This is a genomic window from Kumtagia ephedrae (assembly GCF_003012745.1).
In the GTDB taxonomy this organism is placed as follows: domain Bacteria; phylum Pseudomonadota; class Alphaproteobacteria; order Rhizobiales; family Rhizobiaceae; genus Kumtagia; species Kumtagia ephedrae.
Window position 1 is genome coordinate 1 of record NZ_PXYK01000080.1, and the last position, 539, is coordinate 539.

Annotated in this window: 1 pseudogene; it reads right to left on the reverse strand. The window is 62.7% G+C overall.

Annotated elements, in window-relative coordinates:
• Positions 1-132, reverse strand: a pseudogene (locus C7I84_RS30805) (TetR family transcriptional regulator); the annotation flags it as partial.
• Positions 133-539: the final 407 nt, after the last annotated feature.

A 539-nucleotide genomic window follows, 5' to 3' on the forward strand; every position in this document is an offset into this window, starting at 1 on the left:
CGTTTCCGAATAGCCGCGCTTGGCGAGCGAATCGATCGTCGCCTCGATCAGCTGCTGCCGCCGCGTCTCCTTCGAGGCTTTTCGGCCGCGCCTTTCGCCGTCGGCTAGAGGTTCTTTCAGGGGTGCGTTCATCGGGCGGACCCGTCCGCAAGGAAATCCGGGGACAGTTTACTGAATTCCTCGTCGACGCCGACGCTCGGGCAAGGGTGCGGACCGGAATTCAGTAAACTGTCCCCGGGTTTAGACCCCTTGCCCCTTCGCACCCCCCTCTGTCCTGCCGGACATCTCCCCCGCAAGGGGGGAGATTGGCCATCATCTCCGCTTTCGCCAACCTTCAACCTTGCAAGAGGTGCGGCGTCGCCGAAGCTGCCAATCTCCCCCCTTGCGGGGGAGATGTCCGGCAGGACAGAGGGGGGTGCGAAAGGGCTCATCGTCTCAATTATTCCGCCTAATCCGGTTTCCAGCCGCGCAGATGAGTGGGACGGTGCTCGCCCGAGTCAAGCACCTTCTGCATCGCCTCCCAGGTGCGGATGTTCTTC